This is a genomic window from Mycolicibacterium canariasense, from assembly GCF_002101555.1.
Lineage (GTDB): Bacteria > Actinomycetota > Actinomycetes > Mycobacteriales > Mycobacteriaceae > Mycobacterium > Mycobacterium canariasense.
The window spans coordinates 1-1,539 of sequence record NZ_LQOL01000055.1 but is presented as its reverse complement, the minus strand read 5'-3'; the positions used below and the strand labels follow the sequence as shown (position 1 = coordinate 1,539).

The following is a 1,539-nucleotide window of genomic DNA, read 5'->3' as shown; positions in this document are numbered from 1 at the left end:
GGCAGGAGATCAACCGTGACTGTTTATGCACGTCCGGGCGCTGAGGGCGCTTTGATGTCTTTTAAGTCTCGTTATGAGAATTTCATTGGTGGGCAGTGGGTGGCGCCGGTGGGGGGCCGGTATTTCGAGAATCGGACGCCGGTGACGGGGCAGGTGTTTTGTGAGGTGCCGCGTTCGGATGAGGCTGATGTGGAGATGGCTCTTGATGCTGCGCATGCGGCGGCGCCGGGGTGGGGGAAGTCCAGTCCGGCGCAGCGGGCGGTGATTCTGAACAAGATCGCTGATCGGATTGAGGCGAATCTGGAGTCGATCGCGGTGGCGGAGTCGTGGGATAACGGGAAGCCGGTCCGGGAGACGTTGAATGCGGATGTGCCGTTGGCGGTGGATCATTTCCGGTATTTCGCGGGGGCGATCCGTGCGCAGGAGGGTGCGCTGTCGCAGATTGATGAGGATACGGTGGCGTATCACTTCCATGAGCCGTTGGGGGTGGTGGGGCAGATCATTCCGTGGAATTTCCCGATTTTGATGGCGGTGTGGAAGTTGGCGCCGGCGTTGGCGGCGGGGAATGCGGTGGTGCTCAAGCCGGCTGAGCAGACCCCGGCCTCGATCTTGTATTTGTTCGAGTTGATCGGGGATTTGTTGCCTGCGGGGGTGGTCAATATTGTCAATGGGTTCGGGGTGGAGGCCGGTAAGCCGTTGGCGTCGAGTAATCGGATCGCCAAGATTGCGTTCACCGGGGAGACCACGACGGGCCGGTTGATCATGCAGTACGCCTCGCAGAATTTGATCCCGGTGACGTTGGAGTTGGGCGGGAAGAGTCCGAATATTTTCTTCTCCGATGTGTTGGCCGAAAACGACGCGTATCAGGACAAGGCGTTGGAGGGGTTCACGATGTTCGCGTTGAATCAGGGGGAGGTGTGCACGTGCCCGTCGCGGTCGTTGATTCAGGCCGATATCTTCGATGAGTTTTTGGCGTTGGCGGCGGTGCGGACGAAGGCGGTGCGTCAGGGGGATCCGTTGGATACCGAGACGATGATCGGGGCGCAGGCTTCCAATGATCAGTTGGAGAAGATCTTGTCTTATATCGAGATCGGTAAGAGTGAGGGCGCGCAGGTGCTGACCGGGGGTGAGCGGGCGCAGCTGGGGGGTGATCTCAATGGTGGTTATTATGTGGCGCCGACGATTTTCACCGGGAACAACGCGATGCGGATTTTCCAGGAGGAGATTTTCGGGCCGGTGGTGGCGGTGACGTCGTTCACCGATTATGCGGATGCGATCGCGTTGGCCAATGACACCCTGTACGGGTTGGGGGCTGGGGTGTGGAGTCGTAACGGTAATACCGCGTATCGGGCGGGTCGCGATATCCAGGCCGGGCGGGTGTGGACGAACTGCTATCACCAGTATCCCGCGCATGCGGCGTTCGGTGGGTACAAGCAGTCCGGTATTGGTCGGGAAAACCACCACATGATGCTCGATCACTACCAACAAACCAAGAACCTCCTGGTCAGCTACAGCGAGAACGCCGCAGGCTTCTTCTAA

At 59.4% G+C, this 1,539-nt stretch carries 1 protein-coding gene; it reads left to right on the top strand.

The window, feature by feature from the left end:
* Positions 1-15: 15 nt before the first annotated feature.
* The gene (gene exaC, locus AWB94_RS19155; protein WP_085122479.1) at positions 16-1,539 is read left to right on the top strand and encodes an acetaldehyde dehydrogenase ExaC; all 1,524 of its coding nucleotides are present in this window, start codon (positions 16-18) and stop codon (positions 1,537-1,539) included.